The organism is Anaerolineales bacterium (assembly GCA_022866145.1).
Lineage (GTDB): Bacteria > Chloroflexota > Anaerolineae > Anaerolineales > E44-bin32 > PFL42.
The window spans coordinates 1-3,206 of sequence record JALHUE010000400.1 but is presented as its reverse complement, the minus strand read 5'-3'; the positions used below and the strand labels follow the sequence as shown (position 1 = coordinate 3,206).

4 protein-coding genes are annotated in these 3,206 nt (G+C 66.6%); 2 read left to right on the top strand and 2 right to left on the bottom strand.

Translation table 11 applies throughout. The features are described 5' to 3' along the window. On the top strand, positions 1-831 hold an 831-nt coding region (locus tag MUO23_12065; GenBank protein MCJ7513693.1), incomplete at its 5' end, for an ABC transporter ATP-binding protein. A gap of 274 nt (positions 832-1,105) precedes the next feature. Here MUO23_12065 and MUO23_12060 read toward each other — a convergent pair. Both MUO23_12060 and MUO23_12055 read right to left on the bottom strand, forming a co-directional pair. Continuing rightward, complete coding sequence (locus MUO23_12060) at positions 1,106-1,597, bottom strand: hypothetical protein (GenBank protein ID MCJ7513692.1); 492 nt, start codon at positions 1,595-1,597, stop codon at positions 1,106-1,108. A 39-nt stretch (positions 1,598-1,636) separates the two neighbouring features. After that, positions 1,637-1,918 (bottom strand): PIG-L family deacetylase, encoded by a 282-nt coding sequence (locus MUO23_12055; GenBank protein ID MCJ7513691.1) that lies wholly within the window; start codon positions 1,916-1,918, stop codon positions 1,637-1,639. Positions 1,919-2,305: 387 nt separating this feature from the next. On the opposite strand from MUO23_12055, the gene MUO23_12050 reads away from it, so the two are divergent. Continuing rightward, positions 2,306-3,206, top strand: a 901-nt coding sequence (locus tag MUO23_12050) for an ABC transporter permease (protein ID MCJ7513690.1), incomplete at its 3' end; no start/stop codon positions are given.

Here is a 3,206-nt window from a genome sequence, read left to right as displayed (position 1 = left end):
GTCCGCGCCGGAGAAGTGGTGGGGCTGCTTGGCCCGAACGGCTCTGGCAAGACGACGACCATCCGCATGCTGCTCGGCCTGCTGCACCCAAGCGCAGGGACGGCCCGGCTGCTGGGGCACGACATCCGCACCGAGGCCGAGGCCATCCGGCGCCAGGTGGGCTACATGTCGCAGCGCTTCGCGCTGTACGACGAACTCACCGCACGTGAAAACCTGCAGTTCTACGCCGGCGTGTATGGTGTGCAGGATCCGGCCCAGGTGGAGGCGGCCCTCGAGTTGGTCGAGCTGTCCTCGGTCTCGACCCTGCGCGCCGGCGAACTGCCCATCGGCTGGCGCCAGCGGCTGGCGCTGGCCGTGGCGATCGTCCACCGACCGGTGTTCGTCTTTCTGGATGAACCGACGAGCGGTGTCGATCCCATCGCCCGCCGCATGTTCTGGAACCGCATCTATGACCTGGCCGATCGGGGCGTGACGGCGCTGGTGTCTACCCATCACATGGACGAGGCGGAATACTGCCAGCGCGTCGGCATCCTGCGCAGGGGCCGGCTGTTGGCGATGGACGCCCCCTCGGAGCTCAAGCGGACTGCGCTCCAGGGCGAGGCCTGGGATGTCTTCGCCTCACCCCTGCTGCGCGGGCTGGATCTTGTGCAGGCAGCCCCGGGCGTCAGGCGGACGACGCTGGCTTCCGACCATCTGCGGGCCATCACGGATCCGTCCTTCGACCCCAGATCGCTGGAGCAACTTCTGCAGGCCGGTGGCCTGTCCGGTGCGCACCTGGTCCGGATGCGGCCCACGCTGGAGGATGTGTTCCTGGCGCTGGCAGGGGATTAGATGGGTGGGTCGGCGCTCGACGCACAGGGGGACCGACGGCGCCAGTCGGCACGAACCCCGATTTGGCAGACGAGGCGTGCCCGAAGCTCGCTAACCCACCTTGGTTTGCAGGCGGATTCTGCCCGGTCGCCGACGAAGGCTGGTGGCGCCGAGCATCCCCCGAAGAACTCCAACACGAGGGCGGCCGGCATTGTCCGCCTACCGACAGACCGCCGGCATCTGGCGGTCCACTGTTGGCGAGATGGCGTTCCGCCGGTCGGGACTAGACTGCAATTCAGCGAATCCCGGCGAAGAGATCGGTCTCCAGAGTGCGACCGCCGTTGACCAGCGAGTACGCCCGGTAGAAGGTGCCTCCGGTGAGCACTCGACGCAGCAGATCCTCGGGCAGTCGTTCCGGGGCGCCGAAACCGGGCAGCTGGCTGCGATGGCAAAGCTGCGCTCGGAGGGTGGTCTCCCAATGGGGCTCGCTGGGTAAGCAGGTCGTGATGGTCCAATCGTTCCAGTACACGGCGCGGCGCACGACTCCGTCGGCCTCCATCACCAGGTTCCCAGCGATCTGCTGATATGCCTGGAGGACCTCTTGGGTGTCGATCATGTAGTAGAACTTCGACGCTCGGTGCGGTCGGTCGCCTGCCGGGGAGAAGGAGGCTTCGGCGGCGCACACCAGGGCGGCCGCGGTCAACTGCGAGATGGCGATAGGGTCGGGATGCCCGTAGGTTCCATCCGGCGGGAAGGCTGCTCCCACCTGGGGCCGGAGGCGGCGCAAGTGAGCCCCGATCCGGTGGATGACTTGGTCCGGATCGGCTCAATCGAGGTGGCCGTCCATACAGCCCAGGTATGCGATTTCCTCGATCCCCAGAATTGCAGGCACGGCCTCCAGCTCGCCCGTCCGGAGCTCGGCGATGGCCTGCGGCCCAGGATCATCTTGTGGCGGACCCCTCCAACCGCGCTCGGCGCGGGTCGCCATCAGCAGCGCGGTCTGCACGCCGCTCCGGCCGGAGTAGGCGAAGGCGCTTCCTATGCCGGCCGCCTCGTCGTCGGGGTGGGCCAGCACGGCCATCAGGCGCAATCGTTCCGGCTCGGACATCGAATGCCTCCAGCAGGCGGAGAACTCATCATGGATGAGTTCAGTCCGGATGCTGTGGCCGGCCAAGCATCATCGGGGTTTCTTCGGCTGAACGGGCGTTGGCGACGCCGGCGGCGGCAATCGGCATGCCGTTTCCAGAAACGTTGTTGGCATGCCGGTCCTATGCTAGACTGCCCGACGGTTGGTCCATCACTTGCTGCATTCGCTGGAGTGCCAACTGGGTAATGTGCTCTCGACAGCAGGTCCCCCGGCCCCCGGCTGGGGGAATTTATCTGCGGGGCCAGATCTCGGGGCCTCCAGTCTCAGGCCGCTCAGGGCATCCACCTGGGCGTCTTGTTCCGCCGCCGGGCGGTCGATGAGCATGCCAACGGAGTCCGGGAAGAACGAATGACAGCTGTTGCAGAGGGCATAGCTCTCCCGACCGGACGCACCGCAACCCACGCCGGCCTGCGGCGAATCGCGCGGCGGATCGTTGTCGGCTTGGCCACACTGCTGGTCATCGCCTTTCTCACCCAATGGGGCATGATCATGTATGGCCGCGTCGTCGACGGCTTGGCCGCTCAACCCATCCAGTCCGCCGTCGCCGCGGTCGGAGCGACGGCGGACTGGGTGTTTCATCATCCCGAAACCTACACCTGGCAGAAGCAGGAAGTCGCCTGGTATTCGGTCGTCCTGCGCTTGATCGGGCACAGCGCGGTGCTGCTCGCGGCGGCGTTGGGGATCGCCATCGTGATTGGTATCCCGCTTGGGATCTTCGCCGCTCTGCGGCGCCCCGCGGGATCGTCGTGGATCGTGCTGACCGCCGTCCTGGGGATGTCGATCCCCAGCTTCCTGCTGGGGATGATCCTGTGGGTGGTCAACATCCAGGTGCACCGGACCTTCGGGATCACCGTGCTGCCGGCCACGGGTTACGGGCTGGATTGGCACCTGCTCATGCCGGCGCTGGTGCTGGCGACTCGCCCGCTGGCGCAGCTCACGAGTGTCACTTATCTCACCACTCGCAGCGTCCTGTCCGCGGACTATGTGAGGACAGCCAAAGCCAAAGGCCTGAGGCCAGGCGTGCTACTCTGGCGGCATGTTCTGCGCAACGGGCTGATCCCGATCCTGACCGCCGTCGTCACTTCGCTTCGGTACGCCCTGGCCAGCTTGCCCGTCGTCGAGTACTTCTTCGTGTGGTTGGGCGTCGGCCTGGCCTTGCTTGCGGCAGTGCGCGAGGGAAACAGCAGCCTGGCGACCGACCTGACCGTATCGCTCGGCCTATTCTTCATGCTGCTGAGCGGGGCGCTGG

Excerpts from the sequence above, each read along its gene's own strand:
- MUO23_12055 (MCJ7513691.1), bottom strand. The coding sequence starts at position 1,918 with ATGTCCGAGCCGGAACGATTGCGCCTGATGGCCGTGCTGGCCCACCCC.